Raw genomic sequence first — 18,074 nt, forward strand, 5'->3', positions numbered from 1 at the left:
ACTTAGGTGATGGCCCGGGAGCTGCGGCGCCAGCGGCCTCTGAGCATCTTGACATGTGGGGCGGCGCCGGCTGCTGAGCGGGTACCGGTCAGAGTCAGGCCATTGCTGAGCACCACCAGTAGAATCCCTCCCCAGGCGATCAGCGGAAGCTGCTCTGCCAGCAGGATCAGCCCGATGATCGCGGCGAACAGCGGGTTCAGCGACATGCCCACCCCGAAGATCAGTGGGCTGATGCGCCGCAGCACGATCAGGTCAAAGGCATAGGGCACCGCGGTGGAGAGCAGCCCGGCGACCGCAGCGAAGAGGTAGGCCTCCACCGGGGGCTGGACCTGCCAGACGATGGCGGCCAGCACCGGCAGCATGCCCAGCGAAGAGAGAACTGTGGCAGCAGCGGTGCCCTGCACACCCTGGATCCGCTGACCCACCACCCGGTTGGTCAAGATGTATCCCGCCCAGCAGACAGCAGCGATCAGAGCAATGCCGATTCCCAGGAAATCAGTGGTGGGACTGGGCCGGGTCAGCAGGATCACCCCGAGCAGTGCGAGTCCGGCAGCGCAGATGTCCCGGCCTCGCCGTGAGGACCAGATGGCCACGGCCAGCGGCCCCAGAAACTCGATGGTCACCGCCATCCCCAGTCCGATCCGGTCCAGGGCGGTGTAGAGCGCGGCATTCATCGCCGCAAAGAAGAAGGCCAGCAGCGCCACAGCCCTCCATTGCGAAGCGGTGAAGCTGCGCAGTGGAGGGCGGGCGATGGAGCACAGGGCGATGGCTGCGGCAATCTGACGCACAGCGACCACGCCCAACGGACCCAAGGTGCCGAAGGCGAAAGATCCCACCGCAGCCCCGGTCTGGGTACTGACCGCACTGGTGGTGATGAGGGCGAATCCCCGCCCCGGCTTCTCTTCGAGTCTGCTGCTCACAGCAGTATTCTCATAGTTCTGCCAAAGCGCGCATAATGCCCTTAGCACAGCTGATATACGCTTTATGCATGGATTGGGGACTGCGTCATATCAGGTGCTTGGTGGCGGTGGCCGATACTGGGACCATCACCGACGCCGCCATCGAGCTGGGCATCTCCCAGCCACAGGCCTCTCGCACGATCAGCGCGCTGGAGCAGTCCTGGGATGTCCGGTTGGTCTCGCGCGGCACCCGGGAGGTCAGCCTCACCCCGGAGGGCATCCGAGCCGTGGAGCAGGGCCGCCATCTGCTGGACTTCGCTGAGTCGATGGCTGCAACGGCCCGGGGTGAGCAGCATATTCGTCTGGGGTATGTGGCCACCGCAGCCGGCCGCCATACTCCTGCTCTGACTCGGCGGTGGCGGGAGACCCAGCCGGAGATTGACTTGGAACTCGTCCATGCCAAGGGCCTGCTGGCCGGCCTCAATCAGGGGCTCTGTGACGCCGCCGTACTGCGCCGGGAACCCGACCCCGGCAAATACGCCTCGACAGTAGTCGGCACTGAGCGGTTGGTGGCCGGGTTCGCCGACACTGATCTCTGGAGCCGCAGGCGCCGACTGAAGCTGGCCGACTTCGCCGGCCGTCCCCTGGTGGTCAACACCGGATCGGAGATCGAGCTGGACCTGTGGGCCGAGGAGTTCGGCCCGCTGCGCGCCTACGACGCCGACAGCGTGGACTCCTGGCTGGACGCTATCGCTGCTGGCCGCGGGGTGGGGGTGGCCACCGAGGCCACCGCCAACCAGCACCGGCCGATCGGCATCCGCTACCTGCCCATCACCGATGCCGCACCCGTGCCAGTCAGGCTGTGCTGGCCCAAAGGCCGCAACGTCCCAGGCCTGGAAGCGGTACGTGAGCTGCTGAAGGACCTCTACGCTCGGCAGTCCTAGAAACCGCTGATGCTCAGCGGAAGCGGCGCAGGCGCAGGCTGTTGGCCACCACGGACAGCGAAGAGAGCACCATGGCGGCACCGGCCAGCATCGGATTGAGCAGCCCCGCGGCGGCCAGCGGGATAGCCGCTGTGTTGTAGAGGAATGCCCAGAAGAGGTTCTCCCGAATGGTTCTCAGGGTCCGGCGGGAGAGCCGCACGGCATCGGCCACCGAGCGCAGGTCCCCCCGGATCACGGTGATGTCCGCAGCATCGATGGCCACGTCGGTACCGGTTCCCATGGCGATGCCCAACTCCGCCCGGGCCAGGGCGGCGGCGTCGTTGACTCCGTCCCCGACCATGGCCACGGTCTTGCCCTGGGCCTGCAGCTGCTGGACGGCAGCGACCTTCTCCTCCGGCAGGGCCTCGGCGATTACCTGCTGGATGCCGACCTCATCGGCGACCCGCTGGGCCGCACCCTGATTGTCTCCAGTCAGCAGCACCGGCTCCATGCCCAGCTGCTTCAGCTGGGCCACGGCTTCCGCAGAGGTCTCCTTCACAGTATCCGAGACCGTGATGATACCGGCGAACTCACCGTCCACAGCGACCAGAACTGCTGTGGACCCGCGGGCTTCTGCCCGGGCGATCAGATCATCCACCTGTTCGGGGAGAACGACTCCGTGGGCTCCCATCAGATGCCGGCGCCCGATGAGCACCTGGTGGCCCTCCACCGTGCCGGAGACCCCCCGCCCCTCATGGTTGCGGAAACCTTCCGGCTGCGGCAGGGTGCCGCGGCGAGAGCCGAGAGACTCCCGGGCCGCATTGGTGATGGCCCGGGCCACTGGATGCTCGGAGGCGGACTCCAGCCCGCCAGCCAAGCGAAGCAGTTCGGGTTCCTCGTACCCCCCACCCCACTGGCGGGCTGAGAGCAATGAGGTGACCTGCATGACACCGGTGGTGACGGTGCCGGTCTTGTCCAGCACTACGGCGTCGATCCCCCGGGAGGACTCCAGTACCTCCGGGCCCTTAATGAGGATGCCCTGTTGGGCCCCTCGGCCGGTACCGACTAACAGCGCGGTGGGTGTGGCAAGCCCCAGGGCACAGGGGCAGGCGATGATCAGCACGGCCACAGCTGCGGTGAACGCGGCCTCCGCCGGAGCACCCAGCAGCAGCCACAGCCCCAAAGTGATGACGGTGATGATCAGCACGATAGGCACAAAGATCCCGGAGATCCTGTCAGCCAGCCGCTGGACCTCGGCCTTGCCGGACTGGGCCTGCTCCACCAATGTGGCCATCTGGGCCAGCTGGGTGTCAGCACCGATACGGGAGGCACGCACCACCAGCCTGCCGGAGGTGTTGATGGTGGCTCCGATCACGGCGTCGCCCTCGGCAACCTCCACCGGGACGGACTCCCCGGTGAGCATCGACATGTCCACTGCGGAGGCTCCGGAGATCACGGTGCCGTCGGTGGCGATCTTCTCCCCGGGTCGCACCACGAACTCGTCATCTACCGAGAGCTCCTTGATGGGCAGCCGGAGCTCGCGGCCGGACTTGAGCACCGTGACATCCTTGGCGCCCAGGTTGAGCAACGAGCGCAGCGCAGCCCCGGCAGAGGCTTTGGAGCGCTTCTCGAAGTAGCGACCCAGCAGCAGGAAGGTGGTCACCGCGGTCGCCACCTCGAAGTACACATTGGCCGACCCCATGGAGTGCCCGGAGAGCCAGTACGGCTGGTCGAAGAGACTGAACTCATGCCGCATGGCAGGATCACCCGCATGGCCGAAGACCAGGGCGTAGAGCGACCAGCCCAATGCTGCCAAGGTACCCAGAGAGATCAGAGTGTCCATGGTGGCGGTGCCGTGCCGGGCGTTCAGCACCGCTGCCCGGTGGAAGGGCCAGCCGGCCCAGAGCACCACGGGGACGCTGAGCGCAAGCGAGACCCAGGTCCAGTAGTCGAACTGGGTGACCGGGACCATAGCCCACAGCACCACCGGGACGGTCAGCACACCAGCAATGATCAGCCGGATGCGCAGGCTCCTGAGGTCTTTGGCGCCTGGTGAGGTGGCGGCGTCGTCATCCTCAGGGTCAGGAGGGAGCTGCGCGGTGTAGCCGGTCTTCTCCACCGTGCTGATCAGCTGATCGACGAACTTGCCGGGATTGGCAATGTCAGTCGCCGAGACCCAGGCTTTCTCGGTGGCGTAGTTGACGCTGGCGGTGACGCCGTCGAGCTTGTTGAGCTTCTTCTCCACCCGGTTGGCACAGGCCGCACAGGTCATCCCGCCGATGGCCAGTTCGACGCGCTCGGCCTCGGCCGCCGATGAGCGGGTCTGGGTCATGATGCAGGCTCTGCCTGGTAGCCAGCATCGTCCACGGCCTCGATGATGGCCGCCTCAGGCACCTCGGCGCCCTCGGCGAGAGTCACGGTGAGCTCACCGGCGGCTGCCGAGACGCTGATTTCCTGGATTCCGTTCAGCTCGGCCAGCTCGCTGCGCACGGCAGACTCGCAGTGGCTGCAGGACATTCCGGTGACGGTGAAGTTCTTAGTAGTAGTCATAGTGCCATGATACCCCCATAGGGTATATTTTCGTCTATGGAATCTTTCTCACACGGATATATGAGCGATAAGAGCAAATATCTCGCCCGACTGCGTCGGGTCGAGGGGCAGGCCCGAGGGATCCATCGGATGGTGGAGGAGGACACCTACTGCATCGACATCCTGACTCAGATCAGCGCGATGACCTCAGCACTGGAGAATGTGGCCTTAGCACTGCTCAACGATCACCTCAAGCACTGCGTGGTTGACGCTGCCGCTTCCGGAGGCGGGGATGCCGAGGAGAAGCTCCAGGAGGCAAGTGCCGCGATCCAGCGCCTAGTGAAGTCCTGATGCAGCAGGAACCAGCCCAGGTGACGCGTACCGCCAAGCTGGGCAAGCCCGCGGCAGCTCTGAGAGAGGCTGCCCGGGAATACCTGGGCACCCCCAAGTACATCCCTTCCTAGGAGGAGCTGGAGAAAATCGACGAAGCCCTCGCGGCTCTGCGTGAGAATCCCTCTGGCGGAACCGATTGGGACGACCTCCGCAACGACTTCCTCACCACACGACACAGCTCCCCAAGGGTGGTGGGCATCATGGATTCTGCTCCTGTTCTGCAGTCAAGCCGGAGGTGCTGATCCTTGACGAGTCGGTCAGCCAGCTGGATGTCACCAATGGGGCGGAACTGACCAGCGCCTTCGACATCGGGGATCAGACCACCGTGATCATCGCCCGTCGGCTCTCCACCCTGTTACACACCCCTCGGATCCTGGTGATGGAACACGGGCACTTGGTGGGCGACGGCTCCCATGCCCAGCTGCTACAGGACTGCGCTGCCTATCGGAGCCTGCTCCCCGGGATCGGCGGCTGGCGCGCTTTCCGCTCCATTACAGTTCGACCACCTCAAGCAGCCCCTCTAACTCTCTGAAATCCTGTACGTTTCGAGTGGCCAGAGGAATGTGCTGAGCTAAAGCTGTTGCGGCGATCATTCGGTCGAACCGGCGTGCCCGAACCTCTCCCCTACGGCGGACAACCCTCTCCAACACTGCATCATAAGCATCCAGGCAGTCCCGGTCGAAAGCTAAGCCGTCTCCAAATACCCGTTGCAGCTCAACAAGACGGCGACTGCGAGCTCGGTAGGTGGGCACGTCCTTCGCCCGGTGCAGCCCCATCACCATTTCACTCCAGCTCAGCGCGCTGACCTGTGGTGCTTGAAGACCGGACAGGTCTGAGGGCTCTTCACCCTGCGCTTTGAGCGCGACCAGAATATTGGTGTCCAGCAGAGCTTTCACGCCTGCTCCCAAGGATCTTCTCCAAGATCTTCAGCTCGGTCACGGGCAAGTTCAGCTGCCCAATCATCCCCCGGTTCCAGGGGTGTGCTCCGCAGAACTTCCATCACCTCAGAGCCGGTAGGCCCTTCTTTCCGCTCACCAGGAGGGACAATTCTCCCCACTTCTTTGTGGTAGCGGGTGACGATCAACGTCTCGCCCCGCTCCACGTCCTCAAAGGCACGCACCGGATTCTGCCGCAGACGGCCAATACTGATGGTCTTCATATCTAAAAGTGTACTGTTTTAGATAAATGTTAGAAATAGCTGGGCATAAGGAAGCGGCCCGGCGGTACGCCCTGCATTGCGCATCAAGCGCCGGACCGCTCCTTCCCTGACCCGCATGCGTCAGGGGCCCCATCGCACCTGTGATGAGAGGTCTTTATCGAGGATCAGTGATCATCAGTGGTCGTGATCCTCGTCGTAGTCGGGCGAGACACCCTCCACCGGGCGACCGTCGAGGACGATGATCTCGTTGGGCACGAAGTCCACCTCACCGGTGATGATGATCTCACCCTCAGCCAGGTCCACCAGGTGGATCTGCTGATTGTCAGGGTTGGTGACATAGGCCAGGTCGCCGGTGGACCGGATAGCCGGGCGCGGCTGCTGCCACTCATCGGGCTCGGTCCACTCGTCCAGGATCTGGATATGGTCGATGTGCTCACCAGTGCCGGGGTCGATGATGTGCAGTTGGCCGTCCTCGGTCAGCACCAGGGCCTCACCCTGGGGGCCGCGCTGCAGGTTGCGCCAGTTGTAGGGAGAGCCCACATCGCTGGTGGTGATCTCACCGGTCTCCACATTGACCAGCGCCACCGAGGTCATCGGCTCCTCGGGATCAGTGCGGTAGTCGCCCAGGAAGATCGGGGAGCCCTCGGCCGGGAAGAGATTGCCGATGCGGGAGAAATCCTCACCGGTGCTCAGCTTCTCGAACTCAGAGTCGTTCCAGACCAGCACGCCGTCCTCACAGCCGACGGCGATGATGCCATCGGGACCGGAGGCCCCACCGTGGACGCCGGGACACTCCTGGCTGCGCGCGACCTCCTCCCCGTCTGCATCGAGGAAGCGGGCACCGGAGCGGTCCTCCAGGGTCTCGAACCGGGAGCCGTCCTCCAGTACCACAGCGACACCATGGTGGGCACCCTCGGTCTCGTAGTCCCCGATGGTCTCGATCGCATCGGCCTCCACGTCCAGCTCCGCGAGGTCAATAGAGTGGTACTGACCGGTGCCGTCGAAGAACAGAGCCCCAATGCCGTTGTGGGCTACCACATGGGCGGGCGTGTCCCCGTCCAGGGTCACATCGGAGAGGTACGGATCAGTGGTGTAGTAGTGATTGTGGCCGCCATGCGGCTCGCCCCACGCGCCGGGGTCGATCAGCCGGAAGCTGTCACCCTCGGTCAGGAATGCGTGGCGGCCGTCGCCGGCCTTGTTGACCCGCACGAAGCCCTGGGTTTCAAAGTCGCCGAGAACCTCGATGCTCACACCGTCGAGCACCGCCACACCGCCGTCATAGGTGACCACCAGGCGGGGCTCCGGGCCGCCCACCTCATGGGTGGGGCGGTCCGAGGGCTCCACCGTCTCGGCTTCGTCACCCTCATCGTAGTCATGGTCATCCTCAGCATCGTTGTCCCCGTCGGCATCAACGGTGGGCACCTGGTCACCTTCAGCCTCATCAACCTCGCCGCTGTCATCCCCGCAAGCGGTCAGGGCCAGGGCTGAGATCAGTGCTGCGGAGCCGAGAACGCTCATATTCTTGTTCATGCATGTCATTATCAACTAAGCTTAGTCAGTTATGCAAATGGTTCGCAATACGGCATGGGCAACCGGCGCCGTCAAGGCACCTCTGGGCCCGGAAACACCGGTGGACCCCGCGAATATTCACGAGGCCCACCAGCCGATATTCAGTTGTTGTTTCCGTTCCCCCGGTCTATGCCCCGAGGCCAGTGTCAGTTCACGGCCTCGTCAAGTTCGTCAATCTGGGCCTGGATCACATCCTGGATCTCCTCGGAGTCGATATCCCCCTCGCCCACGAAGAACACGTGGTTATGGCCGAAGCTGGCACCGCCAATATGCACCTGCTCCGAGCTGAACCCGTCACTGAACTCCACGCTGAAGCCGTCGAAGCCCTCATAGGGCTCGATGTCCACACTCACCGGGCCCTGCGTGATGGAGGTGCCGCACTCCTGGACAATGTCGCTGTAGTAGCCGGTGTAGAGGTCATGCTCCTCCGGAGTGCTGGCCAGTGCCACCATGGCGAAGGAGCCGTCCACTGAGATCGGCAGGATGACCAGGTACTCGGTGTCCTCCTGGATGTCGTCAAAGTCCTGTACGGCTTGGTCACATTCAGCAGAGACATCGAAACCGGTCAGGCTGAAGTCCTTGTTCAGGTAGCCATCACTCTCCGGGCCGCCGACCACAACGCCTTCCTCTGTGATCTCAATGTCATGCACATCAGGGGCCTGCTCATAAGCCTCTTCGACGTGCTGGCGGTCAACCTCCCAACCCTCGGGCAGATCATCCGGCTGCACCAGCAGCTCGACGAGCTCATCACCAGTCAGCGGTTCATCAAGCTCCCAGCTGTACTCATCATCCCCATCCTCGCCGAAGCCGAACCCGACGTCGTCATCCTTATCTTCCTCATCATCCTGCCGATCATCACCGTTTCCAGGCACCGGACCGAAGATGTCCTCAAAATCGCCGCCATTCACGAGCTCCTCCAGGACCTGGAGGATCAGCTGGTCGAACAGCTCCTGATCGAAATCCTCGAGCGGATTCGCCTGCGCGGGCACTGCAGCAGCGCCGAGGGTCAGTCCGAGTGCGGTCCCCCCGGCCAGGCAGGCGGAGGCCATCTTGCGGCGGAGGCTGCGGGTGGCAGTCCGAGTCTGAGCTGCGTTCTGTTCCATGATCAACACCTTCCAGAGTGTTTGCTCCAGCAAATAAGTACATTGCTACTGTAAACCCTGTAATTTGCGATTGCAACTCTTCGGTGTCAGCAGCGATTCCATCTGGCTGAAAAACCGTCCCAGAACCGTGGAGACGCCGATGTTTCCGCACTGTGAGAACTCGGTCACCTTCGGTTTACACCGGCGTCAAGGGCGGGTAACCGCTCACCCCTACGCTGATCATGCGAGGAGGCGATTATGGGGGAATTGGCCCAGGATGTGGTGGAGGAGCACCACTATCTGCGCGTACGCACTGCCCGTGGGGCGGTGGAGATCATCGGTAACGTGATCCACCTCCCTGGCGAGGATCCGGTGCGATTAGCTCCTGGCCCGATGTCTGTGATGCGTGTACTGGTCAAGGCACAAGGAGCGGTGATCTCCCGAGAGCACCTGCTCAGGGTGCTGCCGCACTGCGGCTCAGTGCACGGTTTAGAGATGTGGGTCTCCCGGCTCCGGCAGGCCCTTCCGGACCCGCACACAGTTCAGACCGTGGTCAAACGCGGCTACCGGCTCGCACTCTAACGTCCCAGCGGCGGGCACGCTGCGACCTGGCCCGCCACTTATTAGAACACATGTGCCGACTACGACCTTCACGCCGTAAAAAGTCGGCTCCCTGACTACGCTCCACGACTCACAGATGCTCAGGGCTTGCGCAAGAAGGTCAGGTCAAAAACCTTCCGGCCGGCATCCAGCGCCTTCTGTTCGAAGTCAGTGACTACCCGGGCGGCATAGCGCGGGGCCCAGCCCCCCTCGTGGTCCAGGGCCTCCTGAAGCGGAAGCGGGTGGGTGGGCTTGCCCAGACTCGCAGCATCCAGATCTCCAGCCCGCACCTGAGTCAGCGGGGAGTCCTGCCCGGTCCGCTCCCCGGCGTGGGGGTTCCAGAAAAGGTTCGCTGAGGTCCGGGGCCCGTGCACACGCTGCCGCGTCTGTGCAGGCCGCATCAGGGACGACGGCGCCCCAATCACCTCGCGCATCTGCACCGCGTAGTCTGCCCAGTCTGTGGCCAGTCGCCACACGCCGGTGGGAGCGATCACCCGGGCGGCCTTCTCCACAAAAGCAGGCTGCACCAGGCGGCGCTTCTTATGTTTGGACTTATGCCAAGGGTCGGGGAAGAAGACCCACAACTCAGCTACGGAGGATGCCGGCAGCAGTTTGTCCAGCACCTCCACAGCGTCCAGACAGGCCACCCGCACATTGCTCAGCCCCTCGCGCCGAATGCGGGAAGCCAGCTGGGCGGCTCCGGGCCGGTAGACCTCGATGGCCAAGAAGTCGACGTCCGGGTTGTGCGCGGCAGCCGCTGCCACGGCCTCCCCTGAGCCGGAGCCGATCTCTACGATCAGCGGAGCGGTCCTGCCGTATTCGCCCGCCCAGTCGATGTCAAACCCTTCGGCCACGGCCGTATCGCGCTCAGCGGTGGGCACATCCAGCAGCTCATGGCCCAGTGCGGCATCCCAGGCTCGCTGATAGCTGGGCTTGAGCCGGTTGGAGCGGCGTACGAAGGACAGCAGCCTGCGGTGGTGCTGCTCACTCATCCTCGTACTCCTGAAGGATCTCACGGGCCTCGATGAGGAACTGACGCAGCAGGGGACCATTGTCTGTGGAGCCCCATTCGCCCTCTTCGAGGAAGATCGCCACAGCCAGGTCTCCCTGGGAGCCGATCACCCAGGTGTGCGGGTCATCTCCGCCGGCTTCGGCAGTACCAGTCTTGGCATAGACATGGGGGCCGGGAATGGGGTCCAGGAAACTCAGCGTGCCGTGCTCGATGGTGCCGCGCAGCAGCTGCCGCAGATCCTCTGCCTCCTCCACAGTCAACCCGCCCTCCTGGGGGTGGTCCTCACGCTCCACCAGCCAGGGGTGCACCGTGCGCCCATCGGCGATGGAGGCGGAGACTGCGGCCATCCCCAGGGTGGAGGTCTCCACAGTGCCCTGGCCGAAGAGATTGGAGGCGTGCAGGTTCAGCTCGGCATCCTCAGACACCTGCGCCTTGATCGCGTAGATGCCGACCCCTACTTCATTGTCCATGCCCAGATCCGCTGCCGCCTGGGCAAGCTCAGCTGAGGTGACGTCGTCGTAGGCTGCCACGAAGGTGGTGTTGCAGGAGACTGCCATGGCAGTGCTGAAGGGGATGCTGCCTAGGTACTGGCTGTCGTATCCGACCACGTTCTGGAACTGCTGGCCGTGCACGGTCACTGAGTTGGGGCACTGCACGGTGGAACTGGGGCTGAGACCATTGCGCAGCATGGCCAGCCCGGAGACTACTTTGAAGGTGGAGCCCGGCGCATAGGTGGACTGAGTGGCGGTGTCCACCGAGGGCGTATCCGGGTTGTGACTGGCCGCAGCCAGGATAGCCCCAGTGGAGGGTTGGATGGCCACTATGGCAGCGGTGACCTCTTGATCGTCCACGATGTCCTGGGCGAGGTCCTGCACCCGCGGCAGCAGGCCGGTGTGCACATCTTCACCATCCTGAGGTGCCGCCGAGTAGAGCTCAGTCTCCCCCATGGTGATCCGCATGCCGGGGCTGCCGCGCAGGGTGTCCTCGTGGACCGCCTGGATGCCGGAGAGCCCGATCATATCGCCGGGGTTCAGGGTGGGATCGTCCTCCAGGTGCTCGGCGGTGACCTCACCGACCCGGCCCAGCAGATTGGGAGCGAAGTCGGAGCGTTCAGCCAGGGGCATCTGGTCGTAGATCAGGTGCACCCCGGGAATGGTCTCCACCTCTGCGGCGGTGACATGCCCGCCGTCGGTGCGCACGGTGATGGCCTCCACCCAGGCCTGTTCCCCGTAGGAGTCCACCCGCTGCTCATAGGCGTCGGGGTCAATGCCTACCGCCCCGGCGAGCTCTCGGGCCGCAGCTGCCTGATCCTCCTCGGAATCTAGCTGGGTCTTATCGATTCCGATGCGCACCACATCCCGGTTGTGCACTATGGAGCGCCCGGTCCCGTCCATGATCCGGCCGCGGTCCGGGGTGGTGGTGGAGATGCTGATCGGTTCGTAGCCGGCGTAACCGGGCATGATGAGCTGGGTAGCGCCCTCCAGCAGCCAGGTGTCGATCTCCTCGTCATAGGTGTAGGAGCCGGTGGTGGTGTAGGTCCATTCCTCATCGTCAACCCCGATCTCTTCAAGATCCCAGATGTGGTCGAAGGTGGCCTCAGCGGTGGGCGAACGTACGGAGTCCTCGGCCGGCTCTATGACCTCTATGCCACCGACCTGTACCTCAGGGGTGAGCCCCCCGAATGGCTCATGCAGGTTCTCGGCAGCATCGCCCAGGGTCTGCACAGAGCCTTCCGAGAGGGCAAGATCGGAGAAGTCACCGCTGGAGAGGGCCTCAGCGGTGGCTTCGACCGCACCATCAACCTCTGTGCGCTCTTCCTCCTGGCTGCAGGAGGCGGCCAGGCTCAGCACACCGATACTGAGTACGACGCCGCCTGCCCCCCGGGAAAATTTCACCCGTCCAGTCTACGTGCTGGCCGGGATATGACGTCGTTCAAAAGTTCTGACTGAGCTGCAGACGCAGCGACTTCTGGGCGCGAAGTCCGGCATAAGCCGGAGGAGAGTAACCGCGACACGGGCGGGGCCCGTCAGGGGCTAGCGCTGTCGCCAGATGACCAGTTCTCGACCGGCGGGGCGGGGGCGCTGCCCGCGGGCCACGGTGACCACGTCGCCGCCGGAGCCCACGGCGAAGACCCGGGTGCCGGAGGGGTTTCGGTGGGCTTCGCGCAGAGCCTGGCGCAGTTCGCTGACCTCGGATTCGAGGTCCTCCACCTGGTTGTGCAGTGCGAGGATGCGGCGGATGCCTTCCAGCGAGACGCCTTCGGAGCTGAGTTGCTGAATCTGGCGCAGCTGTTCGATGTCATAGGGGGAGTAGCGGCGGTGGCGGCCGCCCTGGCGGCGCGGTGTGACCAGGCCCAGCCGGTCGTACTGCCGCAGGGTCTGGGGGTGCATATCAGCCAGCTCTGCAGCCACGGAGATGACGAAGAGCGGATCATGCCGGTGAGCGGCGGCCAGCATCCGCGGGTCGTCACCGTACTCGGCGATATTCTCCCGGACCCGAATTCTGGTGTAGGGCACGCTGTTCACCTCCTTCTCCTATTACAACGCTGCTTTGGCCTGCAGACCTTCCCGCGGGTTGGTCCCGCGTGTCGCTTCGGCGAAGGCCCGCACCGCAGCCTCAGCCTGATCACTGAGCTGGTCCGGTACCGCGACCTCCAGGACCACCAGCATGTCTCCGCGGATGTTCTTCCGGTGGATGCCGTGGCCCTTCAGCCGCAGGGTCTTACCGGTGCTGGAGCCTGCCGGGATGCGGATCTTGACCTGCTCGCCGTGGATGGTGGGGATCTCTAACGTGGTGCCAAGGGCAGCCTCGTCAAAGCTGACCGGGACGTGGATGCGGATATTGTCCCCATCGCGTTCGAAGAACGGATGGTCCTGAACGGAGACTTCCACCAGCAGATCCCCGGAGCCTCCGGCCCCTGGCTGGCCTTTGCCCTTGACCCGGACCTTCTGGCCCTCTTTGATGCCGGCGGGGATGCGCACGTCGATCACATTGCCGTTAGGCTCGCGCAGCCCCACTGTGGTGCCGCGGACTGCGCCTTTGAACGAGATAGTGGTCTTTGCAGTGCGGTCCGCGCCCTTGGCCGGGGTTCCGCGGCGGGAGCCGAACCGGGAGCCCATACCACCGAAGATGTCCTCGAATCCGCCGCCGAAGCGGCCACCTCCGGCTCCGGGGGTGCTGCGGTCTCCGAAGAGGCCACCGAACAGATCCTCGAATCCGCCTCCCTCGCCTCCGGGACTGCCGGAGAACCGGGCTCCGGAACCCATGGCTCGGATAGCGTCGTACTGCTGGCGCTCTTCAGGGTCGGAGAGCACAGAGTGCGCCTCCGAGATGTCCTTAAACTTCTGCTCGGCACTGGCATCGCCCGGATTCTTGTCAGGGTGATGGACCCGGGCGAGCTTGCGGTAGGCCTTCTTGATCTCCTCGGCGGAGGCGTCTTTGGCCACGCCGAGGATGCTGTAGAAGTCTTTGTCTATCCAGTCCTGTGAAGCCATGGACGCCTCCTTCCTGTGCCTGTACTTTGTCCCGGCGGCGGGCACCTGTCCCGCTCGCCTCTCGTCCGGCGAGGCCGGACTTCACGCCTTACAAGTCCGGCACATTATGGGGCCGAAGCCCCGCTTGTGCCTGCCCTTATTCTGCCTTGCCGGTCGAGATGATGACCTGGGCGGCACGCAGCAGCCGATCGCCGAAGCGGTAGCCGGAGCGGACCACTACTGCAATGTGGTCAGCCTCGACCTCCTCACTGGGCTGCTGCATGATCGCCTCGTGCGCAGTGGGGTCGAAGCTCTCTCCGACTGCGCCGACTGTGGAGAGGCCCTGCTGGATCAGCACCTGCTCGAGCCGGGAGGCGATATGGGCAAAGGGCCCATCCTCCAAATCACCGGCCTGCCGGGCTGCCGCGATATCGTCGAGCACTGGCATCAGGTCGGCGATGAGCTGACCTTTGACCCGGTCCTTCTCGATCGCGCGGTCACGCTCCACCCGGCGCCGGTAGTTGACGTACTCGGCCTGCACCCGGCGCAGATCATTCTCCAGCTCGGCCTCACGGTCAAAGTCCTGCTGGACCAGTTCCTCCTCAGCAGTCTCGATCCGCTCCTCCGGCTCAGTCTCCACGCCGCCGGCGGCCTGGTCCAGCGGCACTTCCCGCAGTTGTGGCTCCTCAGCCACTTGCGGGTCTTCAGGTGCGAAGTCCGGCGCCGTCGCAGCCGGACCGGCGCCGCCACCATCGGGCTCATGGAGGTCACCCTCCTCACCGGCGGGTTCCTCATGGGCCTGCTGCACCTCGATGGATTCCTCCGGCACATCCGCCAGGATCTGCTCGGCTTCCTCCAGCGGGTCTGGCTCCTCGGCGGCATCCTCGGGCCGGTACTTGCGCTTATCGGTGAACCGGATCGGCTCCTCCGGAGCGGTGTTGTCCTCTGCCATCGCAGTGTCCTCCTGTACTGTGCTGGTCCCGGCGGCGGGCGCCTGTGTCACTCCTTTGGTGTCCAACCCTTAATCGCCTCGGAAGACTCGAGCAAGTCCGGGTCTTCGCTCGGCTCACTCGGGTCGCCCGCTCGCCTCTCCGGTTTACTGCTTGTTCTCGGCGTCGTCGTCCTCGTCAACGACCTCGGCATCGACGATATCCTCGTCCTCCGCCGGAGCTTCACCGGAGGCGGTCTCTCCCTCACCGGGTGCCGCATCAGCGCCCTGGGCGTAGAGGGCCTCACCGATCTTGACCTGGGAGGCCTGCAGCTTCTCGAAGGCAGCAGAGACCTCATCGTCGTTGTCGGTGCCCTCCAGGGCCTTCTTCAGCGCATCGACGTCGGCCTGGACCTCGGTCTTGACCTCTTCGGGCAGCTTCTCTGCATTGTCCTTGAGCAGCTTGTCCACCGAGTAGGCGGTGGCCTCGGCGGCATTGCGCTTCTCGGCGGCCTCGCGGCGGGCTTTGTCCTCCTCGGCGTGCTTCTCGGCATCGGCCACCATCCGGTCGATGTCCTCCTTGTCCAGGGAGGTACCTCCGGTGATGGTCATCGACTGCTCGGTGCCGGTGCCCTTGTCCTTTGCGGAGACATGCACGATGCCGTTGGCGTCGATGTCGAAGGTGACCTCCACCTGCGGCATGCCGCGCGGGGCTGGGGCGATGCCGGTGAGCTCGAAGGTGCCCAGGGGCTTGTTGTCGCGGGTGAACTCGCGCTCGCCCTGGAAGACCTGGATGGCCACCGAGGGCTGGTTGTCCTCGGCGGTGGAGAAGACTTCGGACTTCTTGGTGGGGATGGCGGTGTTGCGCTCGATGAGCTTGGTCATCACCCCGCCCTTGGTCTCGATGCCCAGCGAGAGCGGTGTGACGTCGATGAGCAGCACGTCCTTGCGCTCACCGGCGAGCACACCGGCCTGCAGAGCGGCGCCGACGGCGACCACCTCGTCAGGGTTGACGCCCTTATTGGCCTCCTTGCCGGTGAGCTCCTTGACCAGTTCGGCCACCGCGGGCATACGGGTGGAGCCGCCCACCAGGATCACGTGGTCGATGTCGGAGACCTTGATCCCGGTCTCCCTGATCACGTCGTTGAACGGCTTCTTGGTCCGTTCCAGCAGAGCGGAGGTCAGATCTTCGAACTTGGCCCGGGAGAGGGTCTCGTTGACATGCACCGGGGCGCCGTCATGCTGAGTGGCGTAGGGGATATTGATATTGGCCGAGGTGGTGGAGGAAAGCTCCTTCTTGGCGCGCTCGGCCTCCTCCTTCAACCGGGGGACTGCGATCTTGTCCTTGGAGAGGTCCACGCCCTCCTTGGCTTTGACCTGTTCGACCAGCCAGTCGATGATCCGCTGGTCCCAGTCGTCGCCGCCCAGGCGGTTATCGCCGGCGGTGGCGCGGACCTGGATGGTGGAGAACTCGTCCTCATCCTTGCCGACCTCAAGCAGGGAGACGTCGAAGGTGCCGCCGCCGAGGTCGAAGACCAGGATCTGCTCGTCCTCCTTGCCCTTCTCCAGGCCGTAGGCCAGGGCTGCGGCGGTGGGCTCGTTGACGATGCGGCTGACCTTCAATCCGGCGATCTCACCGGCCTCCTTGGTGGCCTGGCGCTCGGCGTCGTTGAAGTAGGCGGGGACTGTGATGACAGCCTCGGCGACGTCCTCGCCCAGATAGGACTCGGCGTCGTGCTTGAGCTTCATCAGGGTGCGGGCGGAGATCTCCTGTGGGGTGTAGGTCTTGCCGTCGATCTCGGTGGTCCAGTCAGTGCCCATATGGCGCTTGACGCTGGCAATGGTGCGGTCCGGGTTGGACACGGCCTGGCGGCGGGCGACCTCGCCGACCAGCACTTCGCCGGTCTTCGAGAACGCCACGACCGAGGGGGTGGTGCGGGCGCCCTCAGCATTGGCGATCACGGTGGGCTCGCCGCCTTCCAGGACGGTCACCACTGAGTTGGTGGTTCCGAGGTCGATTCCGACTGCGCGGGACATCTGGGCTCCTTTCGTCAGGACTTCTTCAGGCGTGCTTCTCGCAGTTGAGCGAGTTCGGCTCAAGTCTGGAACTTGAGCTGATTGATGTCAAACTGACTTGAGTCAGATTCACTCAACTTTGCGTTCGCTGGATACCAACGACACCGCAGGCGCACCTATTCCCGCGCCGAGCCCGGCGACAGTGACACTCCCCAACACCCTGGACAACGCCTCGCGCGATCCGGTCGAGTCTTCATGGGCATCTTGGGTTTTCATGGACCTGTAGGGGCATGATTTCGCCCAGAAGACTGCGTGCTGCAGCGCAGGTTATCCACAGATTCCAGGACCCTCTAGCGCACTAAACGTCACTCAACAAAACTATCCACACCTCTACTACACGAAATGATCCTCAGCGCATTGAGTTTATCCGCAGTTCGTGGCAGGAGGACGGTGCACATTCCAGCGCCCGCCTAGTAGGCCAGGTTGATCGAGGCGAGCTGGTGCGAATACGCCGCGAGATATACCTGCCCGCCCACACGTGGGCGGCGGCACCGCCCTGGACCCGGTACGGGATCGCGATCTCCGCAGCGGCCATGACCCGAAAGCTGATCTTCTGCCGTGACACCGCGCTCGTCCTTCACGGGGTCCCGCTGCTGAACACTCCGTCGACCCTCTTCGCTCGCACGGCAAATCCCGGCGAAGCGAAAACCCATGCGTCATCGCACATGACGGGCAAAGTGCCACGTCAACAGTTTCTGCAACGCTATTCACAGTCTCACCCTGAGGCAGCTCCGCTGAGAACGGCGCAACTGAGGAATTTTCCCACCAGACTGCTCGAGCCTGCCTGCCCCAGGAACGTCTCGCGTCCCGATCAACGCGCTCGAATACGTACCGGGAAGTTCAGCATTCCTGAAGTCCGCCTGGCATCCGATGCTGTGGAAGCGGTCACCGGACCCGCGCAGGGGTATCGCGCTGAACCTTTGGGACTCTCGGCCCTCGACGCCACCAGTCGAATGTCGTTCACCGAAGCTGTAGTCGTCCTGGACGCAGTGAAAGCACGGGACGACGACGCCCCGGAACCCTGGCTGCATTACTTGCGCACACACCGGCAGCAAGCGCGCTGGGAAAGGGCCTGGAATTTCGCTGATGGTCGAGCTGAGTCTGCCCTGGAATCAGAATCGCGTGTGGTGCTTGCCCAGGTCAACTGTCCCGTACCGACGCTCCAGAAGGTTGTCCGAACATCCATCGGCAACGTCCGGATAGCTTTCAGTTGGGAGAACGAACGGGTCGCAGGTGAAGTCGACGGCAAGTCCAAGTACTTCGACCCCTAGGGCGTGTTGATCAAGTCGGTTCGTGTTTGCGTGGGTGAGTCTTGAGTGGTGACGCGACAGGAGATCTCTGACGAGGTGTGGTCTGTGATGGAGCCGTTGATGCCGGCGGTGTCAGGCAGGTCGAGGCCGTGGACTGATCATCGGCTCGCTGTCGAGGCTA

At 64.0% G+C, this 18,074-nt stretch carries 18 protein-coding genes; 5 read left to right on the forward strand and 13 right to left on the reverse strand.

What is annotated here, in order from left to right; translation table 11 throughout:
- Nucleotides 1-2: 2 nt before the first annotated feature.
- Nucleotides 3-920, reverse strand: a complete 918-nt coding sequence (locus tag F0311_RS03100; protein ID WP_150460498.1) for an EamA family transporter — start codon at nt 918-920, stop codon at nt 3-5.
- Between the two features lie 68 nt (nt 921-988).
- Here F0311_RS03100 and F0311_RS03105 point away from each other — a divergent pair, with 68 nt between their 5' ends.
- Nucleotides 989-1,843 carry a LysR family transcriptional regulator gene (locus tag F0311_RS03105; protein WP_191089704.1) on the forward strand — a complete coding sequence of 285 codons (855 nt, stop codon included), beginning with the start codon at nt 989-991 and terminating at the stop codon, nt 1,841-1,843.
- A gap of 13 nt (nt 1,844-1,856) precedes the next feature.
- Here F0311_RS03105 and F0311_RS03110 read toward each other — a convergent pair whose 3' ends face one another.
- Both F0311_RS03110 and F0311_RS03115 read right to left on the reverse strand, forming a co-directional pair.
- Entirely contained in the window at nt 1,857-4,154 is a 2,298-nt protein-coding gene (locus F0311_RS03110) for a heavy metal translocating P-type ATPase (protein WP_223881104.1), read from the reverse strand.
- Nucleotides 4,151-4,372, reverse strand: coding sequence for a heavy-metal-associated domain-containing protein (locus F0311_RS03115; protein WP_150460500.1), 222 nt, complete (start codon nt 4,370-4,372; stop codon nt 4,151-4,153). Before F0311_RS03115 ends, F0311_RS03110 begins: the two co-directional genes overlap by 4 nt.
- Before the next feature lie 36 nt (nt 4,373-4,408).
- Here F0311_RS03115 and F0311_RS03120 point away from each other — a divergent pair, with 36 nt between their 5' ends.
- Together F0311_RS03120 and F0311_RS03125 are read left to right on the forward strand one after the other, a co-directional pair.
- Nucleotides 4,409-4,702, forward strand: a complete 294-nt coding sequence (locus F0311_RS03120; RefSeq protein ID WP_150460501.1) for a metal-sensitive transcriptional regulator — start codon at nt 4,409-4,411, stop codon at nt 4,700-4,702.
- A gap of 277 nt (nt 4,703-4,979) precedes the next feature.
- Entirely contained in the window at nt 4,980-5,276 is a 297-nt protein-coding gene (locus tag F0311_RS03125) for an ABC transporter ATP-binding protein/permease (RefSeq protein ID WP_150460502.1), read from the forward strand.
- Here F0311_RS03125 and F0311_RS03130 read toward each other — a convergent pair.
- From F0311_RS03130 to F0311_RS03145, 4 genes are all read right to left on the reverse strand, one after another.
- Nucleotides 5,236-5,640: a PIN domain-containing protein gene (locus F0311_RS03130; protein ID WP_191089705.1), complete on the reverse strand. Its 405-nt coding sequence runs from the start codon at nt 5,638-5,640 to the stop codon at nt 5,236-5,238. The genes F0311_RS03125 and F0311_RS03130 overlap by 41 nt on opposite strands.
- Nucleotides 5,637-5,903, reverse strand: a complete 267-nt coding sequence (locus tag F0311_RS03135; protein ID WP_150460504.1) for a type II toxin-antitoxin system Phd/YefM family antitoxin — start codon at nt 5,901-5,903, stop codon at nt 5,637-5,639. The genes F0311_RS03130 and F0311_RS03135 overlap by 4 nt, the downstream gene beginning before the upstream one ends.
- Nucleotides 5,904-6,077: 174 nt before the next feature.
- On the reverse strand, nt 6,078-7,433 hold the full coding sequence (locus F0311_RS03140) for a hypothetical protein (RefSeq protein ID WP_150460505.1): 1,356 nt from the start codon (nt 7,431-7,433) through the stop codon (nt 6,078-6,080).
- A gap of 185 nt (nt 7,434-7,618) precedes the next feature.
- Nucleotides 7,619-8,575, reverse strand: coding sequence for a hypothetical protein (locus F0311_RS03145; protein ID WP_150460506.1), 957 nt, complete (start codon nt 8,573-8,575; stop codon nt 7,619-7,621).
- 237 nt (nt 8,576-8,812) lie between these two features.
- Here F0311_RS03145 and F0311_RS03150 point away from each other — a divergent pair, with 237 nt between their 5' ends.
- Nucleotides 8,813-9,136, forward strand: a complete 324-nt coding sequence (locus tag F0311_RS03150) for a winged helix-turn-helix domain-containing protein (RefSeq protein WP_150460507.1) — start codon at nt 8,813-8,815, stop codon at nt 9,134-9,136.
- 119 nt (nt 9,137-9,255) lie between these two features.
- On the opposite strand, the gene trmB is transcribed toward F0311_RS03150, so the two are convergent.
- The 6 genes from trmB to dnaK form a co-directional block, all read right to left on the reverse strand.
- Nucleotides 9,256-10,146: a tRNA (guanosine(46)-N7)-methyltransferase TrmB gene (gene trmB / locus F0311_RS03155; protein ID WP_150460508.1), complete on the reverse strand. Its 891-nt coding sequence runs from the start codon at nt 10,144-10,146 to the stop codon at nt 9,256-9,258.
- Nucleotides 10,139-12,061, reverse strand: a complete 1,923-nt coding sequence (locus F0311_RS03160) for a penicillin-binding transpeptidase domain-containing protein (protein ID WP_150460509.1) — start codon at nt 12,059-12,061, stop codon at nt 10,139-10,141. The genes trmB and F0311_RS03160 overlap by 8 nt, the downstream gene beginning before the upstream one ends.
- A 138-nt stretch (nt 12,062-12,199) precedes the next feature.
- Complete coding sequence (locus F0311_RS03165; RefSeq protein ID WP_150460521.1) at nt 12,200-12,622, reverse strand: heat shock protein transcriptional repressor HspR; 423 nt, start codon at nt 12,620-12,622, stop codon at nt 12,200-12,202.
- 81 nt (nt 12,623-12,703) lie between these two features.
- The gene (locus F0311_RS03170; RefSeq protein ID WP_191089706.1) at nt 12,704-13,660 is read right to left on the reverse strand and encodes a DnaJ C-terminal domain-containing protein; all 957 of its coding nucleotides are present in this window, start codon (nt 13,658-13,660) and stop codon (nt 12,704-12,706) included.
- 136 nt (nt 13,661-13,796) lie between these two features.
- The gene (locus F0311_RS03175; protein ID WP_191089707.1) at nt 13,797-14,657 is read right to left on the reverse strand and encodes a nucleotide exchange factor GrpE; all 861 of its coding nucleotides are present in this window, start codon (nt 14,655-14,657) and stop codon (nt 13,797-13,799) included.
- Between the two features lie 78 nt (nt 14,658-14,735).
- Nucleotides 14,736-16,604, reverse strand: coding sequence for a molecular chaperone DnaK (gene dnaK, locus F0311_RS03180; protein ID WP_150460511.1), 1,869 nt, complete (start codon nt 16,602-16,604; stop codon nt 14,736-14,738).
- A gap of 572 nt (nt 16,605-17,176) precedes the next feature.
- On the opposite strand from dnaK, the gene F0311_RS03185 reads away from it, so the two are divergent.
- Nucleotides 17,177-17,914 carry a hypothetical protein gene (locus F0311_RS03185; protein WP_150460512.1) on the forward strand — a complete coding sequence of 246 codons (738 nt, stop codon included), beginning with the start codon at nt 17,177-17,179 and terminating at the stop codon, nt 17,912-17,914.
- Nucleotides 17,915-18,074 lie beyond the last annotated feature (160 nt).

Origin of the sequence: Nesterenkonia ebinurensis (assembly GCF_008711175.1) — a bacterium.
GTDB classification, from domain to species: Bacteria; Actinomycetota; Actinomycetes; order Actinomycetales; family Micrococcaceae; genus Nesterenkonia; species Nesterenkonia ebinurensis.

Bases quoted from the DNA above. Each gene is read 5' to 3' on its own strand.
- F0311_RS03105 (WP_191089704.1), top strand. From the start codon at position 989: ATGGATTGGGGACTGCGTCATATCAGGTGCTTGGTGGCGGTGGCCGAT.
- F0311_RS03110 (WP_223881104.1), bottom strand. From the start codon at position 4,154: ATGACCCAGACCCGCTCATCGGCGGCCGAGGCCGAGCGCGTCGAACTG.
- F0311_RS03115 (WP_150460500.1), bottom strand. From the start codon at position 4,372: ATGACTACTACTAAGAACTTCACCGTCACCGGAATGTCCTGCAGCCAC.
- F0311_RS03120 (WP_150460501.1), top strand. From the start codon at position 4,409: ATGGAATCTTTCTCACACGGATATATGAGCGATAAGAGCAAATATCTC.
- F0311_RS03135 (WP_150460504.1), bottom strand. From the start codon at position 5,903: ATGAAGACCATCAGTATTGGCCGTCTGCGGCAGAATCCGGTGCGTGCC.
- F0311_RS03140 (WP_150460505.1), bottom strand. From the start codon at position 7,433: ATGAACAAGAATATGAGCGTTCTCGGCTCCGCAGCACTGATCTCAGCC.
- F0311_RS03145 (WP_150460506.1), bottom strand. From the start codon at position 8,575: ATGGAACAGAACGCAGCTCAGACTCGGACTGCCACCCGCAGCCTCCGC.
- F0311_RS03150 (WP_150460507.1), top strand. From the start codon at position 8,813: ATGGGGGAATTGGCCCAGGATGTGGTGGAGGAGCACCACTATCTGCGC.
- trmB (WP_150460508.1), bottom strand. From the start codon at position 10,146: ATGAGTGAGCAGCACCACCGCAGGCTGCTGTCCTTCGTACGCCGCTCC.
- F0311_RS03165 (WP_150460521.1), bottom strand. From the start codon at position 12,622: ATGCTGGCCGCCGCTCACCGGCATGATCCGCTCTTCGTCATCTCCGTG.
- F0311_RS03170 (WP_191089706.1), bottom strand. From the start codon at position 13,660: ATGGCTTCACAGGACTGGATAGACAAAGACTTCTACAGCATCCTCGGC.
- dnaK (WP_150460511.1), bottom strand. From the start codon at position 16,604: ATGTCCCGCGCAGTCGGAATCGACCTCGGAACCACCAACTCAGTGGTG.
- F0311_RS03185 (WP_150460512.1), top strand. From the start codon at position 17,177: ATGACCCGAAAGCTGATCTTCTGCCGTGACACCGCGCTCGTCCTTCAC.